The sequence below is a fragment of the Bacillus sp. C28GYM-DRY-1 genome (assembly GCF_030519405.1).
Taxonomy (GTDB): domain Bacteria; phylum Bacillota; class Bacilli; order Bacillales; family Bacillaceae; genus Bacillus; species Bacillus spizizenii_A.
The window spans coordinates 1-16,872 of sequence record NZ_JAUMKF010000007.1; the positions used below are offsets into that span (position 1 = coordinate 1).

17 protein-coding genes and 2 pseudogenes are annotated in these 16,872 nt (G+C 39.8%); 1 reads left to right on the plus strand and 18 read right to left on the minus strand.

Annotated elements, in window-relative coordinates; all coding sequences use genetic code 11:
* Nucleotides 1–159 precede the first annotated feature (159 nt).
* Both Q3W56_RS08540 and Q3W56_RS08545 read right to left on the minus strand, forming a co-directional pair.
* Nucleotides 160–1,095 (minus strand): DMT family transporter, encoded by a 936-nt coding sequence (locus tag Q3W56_RS08540; protein ID WP_302895276.1) that lies wholly within the window; start codon nt 1,093–1,095, stop codon nt 160–162.
* A gap of 66 nt (nt 1,096–1,161) precedes the next feature.
* Entirely contained in the window at nt 1,162–1,905 is a 744-nt protein-coding gene (locus tag Q3W56_RS08545) for an SDR family NAD(P)-dependent oxidoreductase (protein WP_302895155.1), read from the minus strand.
* Between the two features lie 167 nt (nt 1,906–2,072).
* Between Q3W56_RS08545 and Q3W56_RS08550 the strand changes: the two genes are divergently transcribed.
* Entirely contained in the window at nt 2,073–2,804 is a 732-nt protein-coding gene (locus Q3W56_RS08550; RefSeq protein WP_302895156.1) for a 2OG-Fe dioxygenase family protein, read from the plus strand.
* A 33-nt stretch (nt 2,805–2,837) separates the two neighbouring features.
* Here Q3W56_RS08550 and Q3W56_RS08555 read toward each other — a convergent pair.
* The 16 genes and pseudogenes from Q3W56_RS08555 to Q3W56_RS08630 form a co-directional block, all read right to left on the minus strand.
* Nucleotides 2,838–3,058, minus strand: a pseudogene (locus Q3W56_RS08555) (universal stress protein); the annotation flags it as partial.
* Between the two features lie 7 nt (nt 3,059–3,065).
* Nucleotides 3,066–4,475 (minus strand): aryl-phospho-beta-d-glucosidase, encoded by a 1,410-nt coding sequence (gene bglH / locus Q3W56_RS08560; protein WP_302895157.1) that lies wholly within the window; start codon nt 4,473–4,475, stop codon nt 3,066–3,068.
* Nucleotides 4,476–4,499: 24 nt separating this feature from the next.
* Nucleotides 4,500–6,338, minus strand: a complete 1,839-nt coding sequence (gene bglP, locus Q3W56_RS08565; protein WP_302895158.1) for a PTS beta-glucoside transporter subunit IIABC — start codon at nt 6,336–6,338, stop codon at nt 4,500–4,502.
* Nucleotides 6,339–6,640: 302 nt separating this feature from the next.
* A pseudogene (locus Q3W56_RS08570) lies at nt 6,641–7,099 on the minus strand (DUF2247 family protein); the annotation flags it as partial.
* 257 nt (nt 7,100–7,356) lie between these two features.
* The gene (locus Q3W56_RS08575; RefSeq protein WP_302895159.1) at nt 7,357–7,539 is read right to left on the minus strand and encodes a hypothetical protein; all 183 of its coding nucleotides are present in this window, start codon (nt 7,537–7,539) and stop codon (nt 7,357–7,359) included.
* Nucleotides 7,540–8,156: 617 nt separating this feature from the next.
* Nucleotides 8,157–8,537 (minus strand): hypothetical protein, encoded by a 381-nt coding sequence (locus Q3W56_RS08580; protein ID WP_268394376.1) that lies wholly within the window; start codon nt 8,535–8,537, stop codon nt 8,157–8,159.
* Nucleotides 8,538–8,615: 78 nt separating this feature from the next.
* Nucleotides 8,616–8,867: a hypothetical protein gene (locus Q3W56_RS08585; RefSeq protein ID WP_268394374.1), complete on the minus strand. Its 252-nt coding sequence runs from the start codon at nt 8,865–8,867 to the stop codon at nt 8,616–8,618.
* A 19-nt stretch (nt 8,868–8,886) separates the two neighbouring features.
* On the minus strand, nt 8,887–9,156 hold the full coding sequence (locus Q3W56_RS08590; protein WP_268394373.1) for a hypothetical protein: 270 nt from the start codon (nt 9,154–9,156) through the stop codon (nt 8,887–8,889).
* 13 nt (nt 9,157–9,169) lie between these two features.
* Complete coding sequence (locus Q3W56_RS08595) at nt 9,170–10,867, minus strand: ribonuclease YeeF family protein (RefSeq protein ID WP_302895160.1); 1,698 nt, start codon at nt 10,865–10,867, stop codon at nt 9,170–9,172.
* 19 nt (nt 10,868–10,886) lie between these two features.
* Nucleotides 10,887–11,156: a YwqI/YxiC family protein gene (locus tag Q3W56_RS08600; protein ID WP_302895161.1), complete on the minus strand. Its 270-nt coding sequence runs from the start codon at nt 11,154–11,156 to the stop codon at nt 10,887–10,889.
* A gap of 11 nt (nt 11,157–11,167) precedes the next feature.
* Nucleotides 11,168–11,533: a YwqH-like family protein gene (locus tag Q3W56_RS08605; protein WP_302895162.1), complete on the minus strand. Its 366-nt coding sequence runs from the start codon at nt 11,531–11,533 to the stop codon at nt 11,168–11,170.
* A gap of 303 nt (nt 11,534–11,836) precedes the next feature.
* Nucleotides 11,837–13,228: an arabinan endo-1,5-alpha-L-arabinosidase AbnB gene (gene abnB / locus Q3W56_RS08610; RefSeq protein ID WP_302895163.1), complete on the minus strand. Its 1,392-nt coding sequence runs from the start codon at nt 13,226–13,228 to the stop codon at nt 11,837–11,839.
* A 129-nt stretch (nt 13,229–13,357) separates the two neighbouring features.
* Nucleotides 13,358–13,585 (minus strand): hypothetical protein, encoded by a 228-nt coding sequence (locus Q3W56_RS08615; protein WP_302895164.1) that lies wholly within the window; start codon nt 13,583–13,585, stop codon nt 13,358–13,360.
* Nucleotides 13,586–13,928: 343 nt separating this feature from the next.
* The gene (locus tag Q3W56_RS08620) at nt 13,929–15,632 is read right to left on the minus strand and encodes an ABC transporter ATP-binding protein (protein WP_311766030.1); all 1,704 of its coding nucleotides are present in this window, start codon (nt 15,630–15,632) and stop codon (nt 13,929–13,931) included.
* A 500-nt stretch (nt 15,633–16,132) separates the two neighbouring features.
* On the minus strand, nt 16,133–16,612 hold the full coding sequence (locus Q3W56_RS08625) for a DUF6773 family protein (protein ID WP_268400356.1): 480 nt from the start codon (nt 16,610–16,612) through the stop codon (nt 16,133–16,135).
* Nucleotide 16,613: 1 nt separating this feature from the next.
* Nucleotides 16,614–16,808: a helix-turn-helix transcriptional regulator gene (locus Q3W56_RS08630; protein WP_268400354.1), complete on the minus strand. Its 195-nt coding sequence runs from the start codon at nt 16,806–16,808 to the stop codon at nt 16,614–16,616.
* Between the last annotated feature and the right edge of the window lie 64 nt (nt 16,809–16,872).

Genomic DNA, 16,872 nt, shown 5'->3' on the forward strand with positions numbered 1-16,872 from the left:
GAAGAATTTCTTGTGTGGAACATAAGAAAGACACCGTCCTTTTGAAGTCTTTCTTTTATTTTATTACAGGAGAATGGATATTTTAAGGGAAAATAAAAGCTGTCGAGATTTTCTCGACAGCCTGAAGGCCGCTTAGGCCTTTTTACATTCTTTCTATCATTATTGAATTTGTTCCATATCCTTACCCTCAGCAGCCACGTCGGCTTTCCCCTTCCTCCTGACAAGCGTCAAGGCCATGCCCGCAAAGATTAACACGATGCCAAGCGTTTGATAGAGGTCAGGGCGGAAGCCTGTGAAGACGGTATCGAGCACGATCGCGACAGCGGGGTCGAGAAATACAATGATTGAAATAAATTTCGTTGATAAAAATCGCAAACTGTCAAAAAACAACAAATACACAATACCCGTATGGATGATCCCGGTAGACACCACCATGATCCAGTTCCCCTGAGACAGGTCGGCAAAAGCGCCGAAGTGAATAAACGGAATCAGGATGATGACCCCTAAACCCGTTTGCAGGAAGGTGGTCGTGTAAGGGCTGAGGTTGTGAATGCCTTTTCCCAATAAAGTGGTGAACGCATAAAACAGTGCGGCGAGAACGGCCCAAATGATTCCTGATCCCATTAGCTGTGTTAATGATGTGCTGCCATTAATCCCGGAAATCAGTGCCGTTCCCAGAAAACAGATGATGATGGAGCTGACGGAGATGACGTTTAATTTTTCTCTGTAGATGATGCTCCCCAGGAGAAGAACAAGCACCGGCGCAAGATGATAAACGGAGATGGCGATGGTGACAGATGTTTCTTCAAAAGACTTAAATAAAAACACCCAGTTGAATACAAGAAAGAAACCGCACGTCAATGTTTGCAGCACTTCTCTCTTGCTCCACTTTTCGGTTTTATACTGGCCGGACGCCAGCCAGCAAAAGCTTAAAAATAGCGTCGCGCAAAGGCAGCGGACAAATACCAATTCAAATGACGGCAGGTTGGTATGCTCTGAGAAAAAGCCGATGGAACCGAAAATCACCATGGAGATGACCATTTTCAGCACGGCTGTTGATTTTTGTTTTGGTGCGATTGAGAGATCTTGCTGCATCAAGCGTATTCTACCTCCAGTTATGTATATGGAAAAGCACCCACTGCAAGGTGCTTTTCCCTTTTTTTATAGTTTCTTGCCGGCCGTCCAGCCCCCGTCTATGACAAAGTTTGAACCTGTAATAAAGTGCGCCTCATCAGAAGCCAAATACTTCATACAGGAAACGATATCACTCGGCTGCCCCCACGTATGGAGGACATGGTTATTTTTGATCAGCTGAACCATATCATCGTCTTGGAAATACTCTTCCGTTAATTCTGTTTGGATCACGCCCGGTGAAATGCTATTCACCCTGATCCCCTTTGATCCGAATTCCATAGCGAGCTGCTTCGTTAGTCCGATGACAGCGTGCTTGGAAGATACATAGGCGGCCCGTGCAGGCTCTGCCATCAGTCCGGACACAGAGGCGATATTGATCATACAGCCTCGTTTTCCCAGCTTAGACCACAGCTTTGCCGCGTCCCGGGAAAGAATAAAGGCTGCCGTCAGATTAATGTCTATGACCTTTTTGAATGATTCTGCCGATAACTCAAGAACAGGGGTGATTTCCCTTATTCCTGCTGCATTGATTAAGATGTCCGGAATCAATTGGCTTTGTTCAAGCTTTGGCATCAACGATTCCGCCTGCTGAACATCAGACAAGTCTGCTTCTACCATGTGAAAGCCACTGTTTACTATAAATTCTGACATTTTATTCGTTTGAATATCTACTCCAACAACCCGAAAGCCGTCCGCTAGAAATTGCTTTACCGCTTCAAAGCCGATTCCACTATTTGCCCCAGTGATTATTATATTCTTTTTTTTCACCATTTTACATTCTGCCTTTTTTCATTTTGGTATTTTTCAATAAACTATACACTATCGTTTGACAATATATTACAAATAATTTACCATTACATTACATCCTCTATTTTCCACATTTTCTATCATACAGGAAATTACCAAAAAAATCATCTACTTTTTAAGGAGAGATTAGTATGGTTCACGTTTCAGAAGTGCAAAAACAGGTAAAGTCCGACATTTATAACTATGCTTCTTTTTTGACGAAAAATGGTTATTCATATATTCCGGCTGATTTTTACCAGCAGAAAACTACAGATACCGCCGTTCACGAATTACAGCTTACATATGATAATTTGAAAGCAGATCCAAAAGGAGGCGGCCGTTACAGAGCGCACTCCCGCTATATTTTTGCTCCTCACTCCAACACCCTTGAATTAGATCCGGATAATGGATATTTCCAATCAAAAGAATATAATTATGATGACGGAGGAATTATCAGACAATTCGAGAAAATATCAGATGATTTTCTACAACACCCTGTGACACAGCAAATGATACATTCTAATGTAGAAATGGCCCGCCAAACGGATTTAGTAGATTGGGACAAAGAAGTAATCGTTGGGCTCCACCAAATCAGATATCATGTAACACCTGACGCGCCTTCATACAGTTCTCCCATTTGGCTGCACCGTGATGATGAACCGCTTGTATTCGTCCATCTATTTAAACTGAGCGAAGACGCCATCGGCGGGGATAACTTGATTGCTCCGTCTGTTAAGCAAATTGATAAAGTGCTGCGGCTGACGGATCCGCTTGAAACGCTCGCACTCGGGCAAAAGGTCTTTCATGCGGTAACACCCGTGGGCACTGCTAATGAAGATGGCGCGCATCGAGATATATTATTAGTTACATTTTCTAATAGATAAAAAAAGCGTCCAAGGGCGTCTTTTTTAACAAATCTATCGAACAATCAAAACCGGGCAAGTTGATAATTGAGACACTTTGTGGCTGACGCTACCAAGCATCATCTCTTTCAGGCCGCTGATGCCCCGGCTGCCAACTACGATCAGGCTGATGCCTTTCTCTTTTGCGTGAGTGAGTATCTCATGCGCCGGCTCGCCATTCGCGTAAATGATTTCAGCTTGAACACCGTTTCGGCTGCTTTTTCTCTTGCATTTTCAAAGTGGTCAGAGACTCTCTCCGTTTGTGGCGATGACCTCTTGATACCAGCTGAAGCTTTTTTTCTTGATGCGGTTTAAGGTTCCGTTTCCTTCATTGTCCCGATCAACATAAATGTAGCCGTAGCGTTTTTTCATTTCCGCAGTGGAGGCGCTGACAAGGTCAATTGGCCCCCATGATGTGTATCCGATTAAATCAACGCCGTCCGCAATGGCTTCGCGCGCTTCAATTAAATGATCACGAAGATAGTCGATTCTGTAATCGTCCTGAATCGTACCGTCCTCTTCCACTTTGTCTACAGCGCCAAGGCCGTTTTCAACGATGAACAGCGGCTTCTGATAACGGTCATATAAGGTGTTGAGCGTGATGCGCAAGCCTTTCGGATCAATCTGCCAGCCCCATTCTGATGATTTGAGGTAAGGGTTTTTGACTCCGCCCAGCAGGTTGCCCCCTGATTTTGCAAGCTCTTCCGGATCAGTGCTCGCCGCCATCGACATGTAGTAGCTGAATCCGATGTAATCCACTGTTTGTTCTTTTAAAAGCTCTTCATCGCCTTTAGCCATTTCAATCGTAATATTGTTTTCTGCCAGATAGCGTTTCATATATCCCGGGTATGCGCCTCTTGCCTGCACATCTGAGAAGAAAAGTGTTTTGCGCTCATTCTCCAGCGCTGCGAAGACATCCTCCGGCTTAGAAGTCATCGGATAGGTTGTCGTTGCCGCTATCATACAGCCGATTTTCGAATCAGGGATGATCTCGTGACCCGCTTTGACGGCAAGAGCACTGGCCACAAACTGGTGGTGTGCCGCCTGGTACATTGCGTTTAATTTGTTTTCTCCTTCTTCAAAGACAAGACCGCCGCCTGTAAACGGCGCATGAAGGACCACGTTAATTTCATTGAACGTCATCCAATACTTCACTTTGTGCTGATAGCGTTTGAAAATCGTTTTGGCATAGCGTTCATAGAACTCGATGACTTTGCGATTCTTCCAGCCGCCGTAATTCTTCACTAAACCGAGCGGCATTTCATAATGAGAGATGGTTACGACAGGCTCAATCTGATGCTTTAACAGTTCATCAAACAGATTATCATAAAATGTGAGGCCTTCTTCATTTGGTTCCTCTTCATCACCATTTGGAAAAATTCTTGTCCACGCAATAGATGTGCGGAACGCCTTGAAACCCATTTCCGCAAACAAGGCGATATCCTCTTTATAACGATGGTAAAAATCAATTCCGGTATGATACAGATTTAAAGAAGTCATCGATTCATCAAATGGGGACATGATGCCGTTCGGTGATACGTCAGCTGTCGAAAGCCCCTTACCGCCCTCGTTATAAGCACCCTCCACCTGATTGGCAGCAACCGCGCCGCCCCATAAAAATCCTTCTGGAAATTGTTTTGTATTTGAACTCATATATTAATCACCTCATCAGTTTTTTTAGGATAAAGCAAGCAGCGCTTCCTTTGTCTGCACTTTGCCGATTTCTTTCACTGGCGAAAACGAATATTGGTCTGTGTTGGTCACGATCACCGGGGTAATGACGTCATATCCCGCGGCTTTGATTTGTTCAAGATTAAAGGACACGAGCGGATCTCCCGGTGCGACCTTGTCGCCTTCTTTGACGTGAGCCGTGAACCATTGTCCCTCCAGCTTCACCGTGTCCAATCCAATGTGTATGAGGATTTCAGCTCCCTGATCACTCGTAATGCCAATGGCGTGTTTTGTTTTAAAAATAGTGGTAACGCTTCCATGAACAGGTGAAACAACTTCTCCTTCTTCAGGCTCAATGGCAAATCCTTTTCCCATGATCCCGGCAGAAAATACCCCGTCATTGACTTCGCTTAATGCTTTCACTTCCCCTTTAATCGGGCTGTGAATAATTTCTCCGCTGCTCCCATAGCTTTTTCCTGCAGCCGGCTGCTGACTGCCGTCAGACGGTACATCCTCAAATCCAAGCAAATACGCAGCTGCTGTTCCCGCCGCGAACGCAATCACTAGACCGATCATGGCGTAAATAAACGTTGGGCCGATAAAGACAGGGATACTCGGCAGACCCGCATTCCCCCCGACAATATAGGAAGCAACACCCGTCACGCCGTAAAACGCTCCGCCGGCCGCGCCACCCAGCAAAGCCGCCGCGAACGGTTTTTTCAATCTCATATTCACGCCGTACATCGCGGGTTCTGTAATCCCCATCAGCGCCGTGACACTCGTTGTGAGCGCAAGTGATTTAAACTTTTTGTTTCTGGAGCGAAGGAAAACGGCAAAGGATGCCCCGGCCTGCCCCATATTCGCCAAAAACATAGCCGGAAGCAAGTAATCGTGCCCGTTTTGGGCGATGTTGTTAATCATAATCGGCACAAGTGCATAGTGCATGCCCGTCATAATAATTAAGGAGAATGTTCCCGCAAGCAATATCATTGCAATAAGCCCTGCATGATCAAATAAAACGTTTACACCGACAGACAAGTATTCTCCTAAAATAGCGCCTAACGGACCGACTGTAATCAATGTCAGCGGCACGACAATCAATAATGTGAATGTCGGAACCACAATCAATTTGAGAGAAGTGTGTGTGAAACGGTCAATCCATTTTTCTACGTACGAAGCAATCCAAATTGCCAGCAAAATTGGAATGACTGTTGACGAATAAGTGGCAGCGGTTACAGGAAGCCCGATAAAGGAAATCGGTTTCCCCGCTCCAAGCAGCGCTGTCAAATCCGGGTGCAGAATCGCCGCCCCAATCGCCGCCGCTACATATGGATTGCTTCCGAACTTTCTCGCCGCGCTCATCGCAAGCAGAAGCGGCAGGAAGTAGAACGCGCCGTCACCGACAGCCGAAAGAATCACATGTGCCTGGCTCGTCTCTGCCATCCAGCCGAATGTAACAGCTAACGCAACAAGCCCTTTAATCATCCCCGCTCCTGCAATCGCCGGAAGAATCGGGGTAAACACACCAGAAATCACATCAAAGACCGCACTCAGCACATTCTTTTTTTGCGAGGATGAACCCGCGCTCTTCTCATCACTGAGATTGCTGTTCCGCAGCATCGCCTGATACACCTTCGGCACATCGTTTCCGATAATAATTTGAAACTGCTCGCCGCTGATATTTGTGCCCATCACACCCGGCAGCCGCTCCAATTGACCGCGATCCGCCTTCGAATTGTCATGAAGGTTAAAACGAAGCCTCGTCATGCAGTGAATCACGCGCTGAACGTTTTCTTCACCGCCTACGAGTTGTAATATGTCTTTCGATAATTTATCATAATCCATGTGTATACCTCCTTTTTATGGGGGAACCCGCTGGATGAAAGGTGGCCGCCTTTCACCAGCTTTTTTTGTATCAAATGCCGCATCACCTCCTACATGAGAATAAAAAAAACCTAAATGACGCAGATTGCCAGAGTCTCCTCTTGCACCTGCACCATTTAGGTTTTGCCTGCTATCGCAGTAACAATCCTGACGGGTCGTTTTATTTGTTTGTAGGTATACTTTAGCACTAGATTTGTTGGATGTCAACGCTTTCATTTTTGGTTTTTGACTAAGGGAAATTACTTTTTAAGTACTATTTTTGTTTATAGCGATAAGCCATTTTGTATATTTTGTTTTTCTTTTACTAAAAAGTCTTGAAACAAATTGCATAATCTATTTATATTTTGTTCATAGGAATATAAGCGCAGGTTGCATCCGTTATAAGACGGCTGATAATGAATGAAATCCTCCATATCTTCAGAGGAATTCATAACTGCGTCAACTTCTGCAAGCTTGCTCAAAAGCTCGGTTGCATGATCACTATACTTTGATTTTCCTTCAAGAAGAATAACATATCTCCATTTTCTTTTTTTAATAGCATAAAAACTATTCTCTTCAACTCGTATTATATTCAAAATGGCTTCTTCAATCTCATCCTTGTCTCCCCAAGCCAGTTCTAGAATTTCTTCTTGTTGCACAACAGGATGGTTCATCAAATATTCAACAGCATAATTCATTACTTCAATCTTGTTTATCCACCCCTGCTTCAATCCAACGTAAAGCGTTTTCCAATCTTAATTTACATGATGTACTTTGAAAGTATTTAACGTGATTTTCAATTTCTAATATCCTTGCATTCATATCTGTCATTAATGAAAATAATCCAATCTGCTTTTTAAATATAACCTTTACCTTTGGTTCGTTATGAATATATATAAATAGTTCAGAATTACACCTCTTTAATTGAGTAACATTTATAAACTTAGATTCAAAAACAAGATTGAGTAACATTTATAAACTTAGATTCAAAAACAAGCAACTAATTGAAGGCGAGACTTAGATTGCACTCCAAAGCATATACATCCATTGTCAGAATCAGTTTAAAGCCTTTCATATCTTGGATAGAATACATGAATACTTCTGCAAGGAGATCACCCGACACGCTTATTGGCTCACTTTCAAACAGTTCTAATAAATCATATTCATTGTAAGTAGTGAACACTTTAAACTGCCCCTTAACTTTTTATTTGTTGTTGCTAGAAAAAGATGATAATTGTCAAAAACCTTGAAAGGTTCACCCTTCAAGGTTTTTCTTTATTATTATTTTAATGCCTGTTCTAATATGTTGATTTCATTATCTCCTACATCGTTTATAATAATGCCACAAAAGTTGTCATCACCATTTAAACAAAATAACACGTGATTATTTTCTATAAGAGATTCTATCTCATGAGCTGAAAATTGAATATGAACTATTTTATCTGTTATATATACGTTTAATATTCCTTTTTCATCAATATACGTTTCATTCTGTTGCAGGTCTACGTTAAAAACAGGACCCCCTTTAATTGGTTCAATGTTTTCTATATTCCATTCTTTAGATATATAAACACTTTCACACAGCGTTAATGTAATAGAACGAATTTCTCCTATTTTTTGTGAAAATCCTATTTAGATTAATGATTTTTTAAAATCACCGGTTCTCCAGTATACCGTTTTATCTTCTGATTTATCCCAACTTCCAAATTCTATATTAATGGGTGATAGACATCAAATTCTATTTTCATAGGCTTTTTATCTCTACATTCTAATGTTTTTAGCATGATTTCAAATTACCTGCTAATTACTTAAAAATTCTATGCTTATCCTGTCAACCTTTATCTCAACATGTTCCCCAATAAAATGAGGATATTCAGAAAAATACTCATCTTCATCAGTAAGAACAATTCCTGCATCAAATGAATCCTCTTGTAAAACTCCCCTAATATAATATTGATATCCTAAATCAATTCGTGTTATATCTTTTATTCCTTCTTTATTTTCACGAATCATTAACTCATCAAAAATCGTAAAGCCAATCAACACAGGATATTTTTTCCCTACTTCGATTTCATAAGGACAAACAGATGAAAAACCTGTAAATTCAATACCATCAATTTCGAGAATCACTTCCTCTTCTATATGTGGATCAAGTCCTTTAACAAGCGCTTTATATATCATAGGAGAACCTCTTTGTTTTTTATTGAATGCAGATTAAAACCTTGAAAGACGTTTTGCCAATCAAGGTTTTATTAAATGCTAAGACTCAAAAGCTGTTTTTTCTGGAAATATACCGCCTTCTCTTACTAAACAAACAGCTAATCTTTGTGCAGCTCGATCAAAATAAAATGGTGACGGAAAATCTTTATCAGGAATTTCTTCTAACGCTGAGAACCTTCTAGTTATTTTATTTAATTTGATTTTACCCATAGTATTTTCGTTAGGCCCGAATTTGTAAACCACAGTTTCATCATCTTCATATTCTTTTAGTAATAAAATGTATACCGCCACTGTTTTTCCTAATTAAATTTCACAATAACTCTTTTAATATTTTTTCAGCTTTATACAATTCCTCAAGTAATGGATTTTCATAGTCATTAAAACTATCCATATAACCCCTTACACCACCAATGATGTTGATTTCTCTAATATCTTTATTTTTCTCCAATATATCTAATGCATTTTTATATCTTTTATATAGCAGTTGATAAATACCATTATTTATTTCACTATTATAATCACTTTCCAGTTTACTTATTACTTTTTCTACTTGTTTAGTTAATCTTTCTTTGCTATTCAACTTATTATCCTCCTTATCGGCTTGGAACCTTTCTAATCTCCTTTATCCATTCTGATGGCCACCCTTGCGGCAGGAGTATTTGGTCTCCTTCACCTTTTAGTAATGTTCCTGTTTTTGTGTATTGCTTTTCAACTCTACCGATATTTAGTATTTGTCCTTTAGGGACTTCTATTACTGCTTCAAACTCTCTTGAATTCTTCCAATCCGGAACTAAAGCTGTATTTATTTTTGCATTGATTCTATTCCCAGCAGGACTCGTAGTAACAAATGAACCATTAACTCTTGCACTTCCACCAAAGGTTCTATAAAAATTGATATTCTCCTCTGTAATTACAGTTCTATAATTACTATCAGTAAACGACTCACTGATCCAACCTGGTAAATTTTGTTTTTCAACTTCCTTTACTCTATGATCGATACTTGTGGAATACTTACCAGCTTTCTTAGAAACTACCTTCTTAACTTCACCCTTACTTTCCTTCTCTGCAACATGTTTACCCACATTGGTTACTACCCGTTTCCCGCCTCGGACTGCCAATTTTTTAACAGCACCCTGAGGGCTTACCCACTCAATAAATTCGTACTGCGTTCCGGCAAGAAACGAATTAAGTGGCTTAGCTCCGCCTACTTTATCTTCTGGAATGTAAGAAACCTCTTCTAGACGCTTTTTCCCTCCAGCGTAGAATTCTCTCACAATTTGCCCATTTTCATATACAAAGTATTTGCCGCCGACGTAGTCGATGCTTGCAGTATCACGAGTTAGTTCGTCAATCACTTCTATCGTATCTATCTTTTTTAATCCTTTATGATTATATAGTTTATCATTTATCACCCGTATGTCTCCATAGACTTTCGGGTGAGCTGCTGCTTCTTTCTGCAGAACCGTTACGTTACCGTCATCAGCATGAATCTCACGCTCGATCTTCTGTTGTTTGCTATCCTTCATCACGGTATCAACGTTGGACTGCCTATGTTTCTCCAGCTTCTTCAACATCAACTCCATCGGTGAATTATCCGCCTTCTTCATTTGCGAGTTTATGCCGCCGAAGGTTTTGTTGATATTTTCTTCTTCCAGTGATTTCAAGATAGAGCCGCTTTTGTAGCCTGTGATTTCAATTTTCGGCCCGGTGTACATGGTTTCGAGCTGATCAATGTATTTTTTCATCATTTGAAAATCTGATTTTGCTGTTTTTAGTGCTTGGGTTTGCTGGCCGTCAAATTGAAAGAGCTTATGCAGAGTGTCTGTTATCAACCGGTCAGCCTGTTCTGTTTCCATCCGAAAAAGGGAGTCATTGACTGTGGGCAGGCTGACGATGTGATCGATGGCTGATGTCTGCCGATTGACTGCGTCTGTGAGCTGTTCTGTCACTTCTCGTGCATGCTTGACCCCGTGTCTCGCATCGTGTGAGAGAAAAGCCTCTGCGATCATGCCGTGGGAGTCAGATTCTACAGAGGAAATCGCATGCTGTGTTTGTTTCAGCACTTTTTTGTATTCGTCGATAAACATGCCAAAGAAAAGGAGAAAAGGCTTGTGACACTCCTCGTAAAAGGTCCGGATGGCATCTCCGCCTTTTCCTTTTAGCGCATCCTTCATGCCTGCCAGATGCTCAACGCTTTTTTCCAGCTTTTCCAGCTGCTGTTTTTGCTTGTCCAGTTTCTCAATCGTATGCTGAATGCCCTCGTGAAGAGCGTGGACATCTATTGTTTTCAATCCCTTGTCCTCCCGCGCTTTATTTCATGGAAGATGATATGTTTTCATCCGTTTCCTTCATGGCATTTACTGCACTTTCAGTTTGTGCAATATGCTTGGCCAGAACGGATGCATATGCTTCAGTGAGCTCTTTGATGTCCTCATTTAATTGCTCGATGGACTTCACAACGTTTAAATGATTTCTGCCTGAGAGATGGCCGGGCACGGAGGACTTGAGTTCAGCTGAATTCTTGAGCTGAGAAAGCCCTTGCTTCAATGTGCCATACACCATTTTAATTTCCTGGGCCATTTGTGCTCACCTCACTTTTTATGTTTTTCCTTCTCTATTTCGTGCTCTATTCTCGTGATTTGGCGTCTTATGGAATAGACATCGCCCTCTAATGAGTGGATTTTCCCTTCGATGCTTTCGATAATTCCACTGACCTGTTCGCTTTTAATTTGATGATATGCTTTGTTCATTCCTTCACGAATATCTTCAAACCGCTCAGCATGTGTTCCTCTCCATGCATCCGAGGTGAGATGAGGCCGGTGAATGAGATGCTGGGCCTCAGAAAAATCGTGTTTGATTTGCCTGATTTCGTGCAGCACTCGTTTTAACTGATGGATCTGTTCCTGCTTTTCATGTAAATCGGCTTTTACCGAATGTAACAACATTTCACTATGCATGCCGCAACACCTCATGTTTCTATCAAACTGTGTCAATTCTATACAATACAGACTATTTTCATAATGATGGGTCATATTGGATAAATAGGTAAAAAGGTTTGTCTTAAGAGAGATTCATTTGATTCTAAATTGCTATAAATTCACTTTCCGACGTTTTGATAAGGAGGATAATAAGAACAAAGAGGACTTTGAGTTTGGGTCTTTAACCTTATCAACATCTTAGATTTTTTCTTCCTTTGGACTGTTACTTATAGTCAATAAAGCTGATAAAAAAACGCCCTCCTACGAAGGCGTTTCTCCATCTTATTTAGTTCCCCAAACAGCCTCACCACTGCCATTCAGCACACTAAACGTCATGACGTTCTTCTCTCTCACCGAATCCCACTGCTGTAAAAACACTCCGCTATACGTCTTGTCGGCTAACGTGATTTCGGCTGTGTTTTTTCCGGTTTTCTTCCATGTTCCGGTCATTTCCCCGGAAATGGTGCGGTTTTTGTTGAGCTGGATGTTGATGGTCTTTTTAATGTCGGCTGAGATGTCTTTTCCATGCTGGATGAGTTTATATGTTCCTGTGATGTCTTTTTGTTTTACTTCTTTCAGTGTTTCTCCTGCGTAACGATATGGCGCTGTTACCGGCCAGCCGTCTTTGTTCATGAACATTTCATGGACTCTGACTTCATGTTCTTCACCTCTGCCCGGGAAACGGGTGTGGAAGATTAAATAGGAGCGTCCCGTTTTTTTGTCATAGTACGCAGAGTTGTGGCCTGGTGAGACGTAACCGGTTCCTTTTTCTTGTTCTGTCTCAAATGAATAACTGCCCATGAGTTTGACACCATACGGTTCAATGGAACGGTCATCGAAGAATGTGCCTTCTTTGCCTCGGACGTCAAGCATCGAGTTGCCTTCTGCGTCATAGTAAGGACCGTCCGGTTTTTTGGAGCGAGCCACACGAAGGTTGTAGCCGCCTGTAGCGTCGAGACCGCCATATGATAGGTATAAGTAGTAGTATTGGGTGTCTGGATTGTAGAGAACATATGGGCCTTCGATTCGGCTGTGGTTGCCGCCGAGCAGTTTTTTCCCGTATCCCTGTCCAGGAAGCGGGAAGCCCGTTTTCGGATTCATTTCAAGAATGAAAATGCCGCCTGAGTATGATCCATACACCATCCACAGCTTGCCGTCTTTATCAAAGAAGGTATGCGGGTCAACGACATTCGCATCGCTGCTTGTGCCTTCCATGCCTGATTTCAAAAAGATGCCTTTGTTTTTGTAGGGGCCTTCGATGTTATCAGCGACGGCAACGCCCATGGCGGATCTTGGCGAATCGCCGCGGCAGGCGTTGTAATACATGTAGTATTTGCCGTCCGCCAGCTGCGTGACGTCAGCAGCCCACAGAGTTTCGGATTGCGCCCATTCGAAGGTATCTTTTAATTCTTCGTAGACATTCGGAATCAGAGGATTGTTGTTGCTTACGTTAGTGGTCAGCTGCTGCCATTGCATGAGGTCATTTGTTTTCGCTGAAGCTAAGTGAGATCCGAAAACGTAAAAGGTGCCGTTCGTCTCAATGACGGAAGGGTCATGGACGCTGACTTCTTTAAATACGGGTTTTTCTGCCTTTTGTGCATAGACGGAGTTTGGCAGGGTAAAGGCCATGATAAGGGCTGCAAGAAAACATACACGGAACAATCGATTTAACATCTACACAATTCGCCTCTCTTTTTTACTAGTTTTTTAAGCGCTTACATTTTTTCTATGAAGAAACACCGGCCCTTTAGGAAGGCCTGATGTTTTCATATTCAAACGGATAGGTGATTCCCCACTGTTCTCTTACACTGTCCATGATTCATGACATCCATGGAGAAACTGATGGTCTGGCTGATGCAGGACTGCTGCTTGCATATCCTCTACTTCATAGTTCAACCCTTTTGCCGTTTCTCCTTCTTTTATCACTTCTGTTTTTCCATTTGTGTATGTAAAAACTGCTTTGTCGGGTCGTGTAAAGTCATCGACTGTAATAAAGCCAGTTTCTCCGGCAATTACGCCTCTTTTTGGCAATTTTGCCTGTCAGCGATATGACACCCATTTCTTTTTAGCATACATCACTGTTTCAAACACCCATCTTTTACAATATGACCTATTTAATAATACTGTTTTAATTATCTCCTCACAGATAAGTTTTTTGATCTTTAAACTCGAAATGCTATTAATAAACTACTTTTATCCTTGACCGCCTAAAAGCCTCATCTTAAGTTATTTAATAATAAAGGCTATCGTGGAGTCACGACAGCCTTAAACGAAACAAGTTTGCGGTCTCTAGAGATTATTATATAAATATTACAAATAAATTCTAGGTCCTTTATAAATAGATAACAAAAGTTTCTTCATCTTAAAATCTCCCTTAATTGCTTTGTATATTAATTAAAGTTTTATACATGTTACTTTCTTTAATCAAATCGTTATGCTTCCCTATACTTGTTACAGTCCCATTTTCAAGAACAATTATCTTGTCAGCATTCCTAATGGTAGAAAGTCTATGTGCGATTACAATTGTGGTTCTTCCCTTTGAAAGACTATCAATCGCACCTTTGATCGCACTTTCCGATTTTGAATCAAGATTTGCAGTAGCCTCATCTAATAATAAAAAAGGCGTATCTCTTAAGAATGCTCTTGCAATAGCTATTCTTTGTTTCTGTCCCCCAGATAAATTTATACCTCTTTCACCAACCTCAGTATCATACCCATCTGAGAAACCAGCTATAAAATCATGACAGTTGGCCATAATAGCTGCTTCTTTAATTTTACTTTCATCAATAGTTTCTTCTTCTAATCCGTAAATAATATTTTCCTTAATTGTCCCAGAAATAATTGTTGAATCTTGTGAAACATAACTAAATAACTTTCTCCATGAACTTAATTCTATATCTCTGTAATCAATATCATTATAAAAAATTGTGCCTTTAGTCGGTTGATAGAAACGTTCAATTAAATAAAACAAAGTGGATTTACCAACACCACTAGGCCCCACAATGGCAGTAGTCGTATTCGGTTGTATTTCAAAAGAAATATCATTTAAAATCATCTTATCCGAATACTTAAAGGAAATTCCTTTAAAAATTAAAGAACTAACCGTATCAGAACAATCTGTAGATGGCGCTTTTATTATCTCTTCTTTTTGATTAAAAATTTCGGAGATTCTTTCAGTCGCACCACTTGCAGCTTGTACATTTGTAATAAATCCTCCAATCGTGCCTACAGGAACGACAATTTGAATAAGATACATAATGAAAGCCAACAACTCACCAGATGTTATAAATCCTTGATTAACTCGATACGCTCCATATCCAATAATAAAAACAATAGTTAAGGATATAACTGCTCCCAACGATGGAATTAATAGCGCTTCAATTTTTGCCCTTTTCAAACCGTTTATGTATAAATTATCAATGTATTGTATTCCTCGATTGAGCTCTTTATTTTCTGCATTATAAGCTTTTACAAGTCTAATCTCTGATAATATTTTATTTGTAAGACCTGAAAATTTTGAGACTTTTTCTTGTTGTGCATATGATACATCATAAATTTTTTTACTAATAGGTAGTATGATGAATATAATCACTGGAATACTTGATAATAAGACAATAGTCATTGGTAAGTCTAGAATGCAAAGAATAACTATTGAACCTATTATTGAAAGAACTCCAGATATTAGTTGCGATATTTCACTTGATAATAGGTTCATTGTAACAGATGTATCATTTGTTAATCTGCTAACTATTTCTCCGACTGCATTGCGACTATAAAAATCTACTTTTAGTTTCAAAAGTTTATCCCATAGTTTTATACGAAGATTTTTTACAACCTGTTGGCCAATAGAGGCTAACAAAAATACGGATATAGACATAGTGATAAATTCTAGAATAATAAGAATCACTAATGGGATTAACAATGCCATAGAAAAAGATTTCGATAATAGTTCTACCTGCTCTTTAAGCAATAGTGGAATAATTAAAGAACAACAAGTATTTAATAAATTTAAAATTATACCGATTATCAGCTTCGCTTTCGGTGGATTTGTGTAATACCACATTTGTTTTAGCTTCAACGTTAAAATCATTCCTTTTTCTTATTCTTATTTATACAAATCCGTGGAGAAAAATTGGTGAAGCTCTTGCTTTTACTGCAGGCAAAACAATTACTAAAAAAATTGGTGATAAAATATTAAATTAATTTACAAAAGAGGATAAGGATTAAACCTAACTTAGGCATTTAGTAAGCTATCACTATTAAATCTTTATTAATCCTTTCTTTTCGAGGAGGTGAAATACTTTATGTGGGGAGCTCTTGCTAGAGGCGCTGCTTGGGGCGCTGGCTGGGTAGTTGGCGAAAAAGCTGCAAAAAAAATCTTTGGTTAATTCTTTCTTTTTCTTTTCGAGGAGGTGAAACACTTTATGTAGGGAGCTCTTGCTAGAGGCGCTGCTTGGGGTGCTGGTTATGTAATTGGTGATGAAGCTGCAAGAAAAATCTTTGGTTAATAACTACATATTTTCAAAAAGCTGATTAATAAATTTTGAAGGTCTATTAATCAGCTTTTTAATATTTTTCTCAAATATCTGTATTTTTAAGGTTTCTTTTCCAGGTAATTAATATGATTAAATAGCTTATTATAAATAATAAGGCTGTAATACCAATAAATATAAATAATAACTTTATGTAAAATAATGCATCAGTAGGGAATCCAAATTTAAAACAACTTATAACAGCAACAAAAATTGGCGGAATTATTATTTCTTTAAAACTTTTTCTTAACCTAGCTTTAAAATCCTGTTTGGTTTGCAAATTTGGGTATAATACGCCCGAAAAAAGTGAATCAAAGAAACTCCAAATTAGATATATTACAAAGATTACTAGACTAGAAACCCATTCTTGATAAGGTTTATGAAATATCCCACCTCTAATAATTATATCCAAAAGTGCTAAAATAAATACAATCGCACCACTTCGAGCCAATACTTTATATTGTATACCTTGTAATCGTTCATCTTCAGTTTTAGATTCCCCAAATAGCGATAAAAATCTATTCATTTTAATCCTCCCAAAATAATTCATCTAATGTTTTGTCTAAAGAGTAACATATTTTTTTACATAAACTTAAAGTTGGATTGTACTTATCTAATTCAATTAGACCTATTGTTTGCCGTGTAACCTTTGTAAGGTCTGCTAGCTGTTGCTGAGTTAAGCCTTTCTCTATACGGGTCTTCTTTACCCTATTTTGATTCATAACATCACCTCTCTTTATAAATTGATTACTCATGCAACTTATATATTACATAATTTATCAAAAC

Bases quoted from the DNA above. Each gene is read 5' to 3' on its own strand.
- Q3W56_RS08550 (WP_302895156.1), top strand. From the start codon at position 2,073: ATGGTTCACGTTTCAGAAGTGCAAAAACAGGTAAAGTCCGACATTTAT.
- bglP (WP_302895158.1), bottom strand. From the start codon at position 6,338: ATGGATTATGATAAATTATCGAAAGACATATTACAACTCGTAGGCGGT.
- Q3W56_RS08545 (WP_302895155.1), bottom strand. From the start codon at position 1,905: ATGGTGAAAAAAAAGAATATAATAATCACTGGGGCAAATAGTGGAATC.
- Q3W56_RS08630 (WP_268400354.1), bottom strand. From the start codon at position 16,808: ATGAATCAAAATAGGGTAAAGAAGACCCGTATAGAGAAAGGCTTAACT.
- abnB (WP_302895163.1), bottom strand. From the start codon at position 13,228: ATGTTAAATCGATTGTTCCGTGTATGTTTTCTTGCAGCCCTTATCATG.
- Q3W56_RS08605 (WP_302895162.1), bottom strand. From the start codon at position 11,533: ATGCATAGTGAAATGTTGTTACATTCGGTAAAAGCCGATTTACATGAA.
- Q3W56_RS08540 (WP_302895276.1), bottom strand. From the start codon at position 1,095: ATGCAGCAAGATCTCTCAATCGCACCAAAACAAAAATCAACAGCCGTG.
- Q3W56_RS08580 (WP_268394376.1), bottom strand. From the start codon at position 8,537: ATGATATATAAAGCGCTTGTTAAAGGACTTGATCCACATATAGAAGAG.
- Q3W56_RS08625 (WP_268400356.1), bottom strand. From the start codon at position 16,612: ATGAATAGATTTTTATCGCTATTTGGGGAATCTAAAACTGAAGATGAA.
- bglH (WP_302895157.1), bottom strand. From the start codon at position 4,475: ATGAGTTCAAATACAAAACAATTTCCAGAAGGATTTTTATGGGGCGGC.
- Q3W56_RS08600 (WP_302895161.1), bottom strand. From the start codon at position 11,156: ATGGCCCAGGAAATTAAAATGGTGTATGGCACATTGAAGCAAGGGCTT.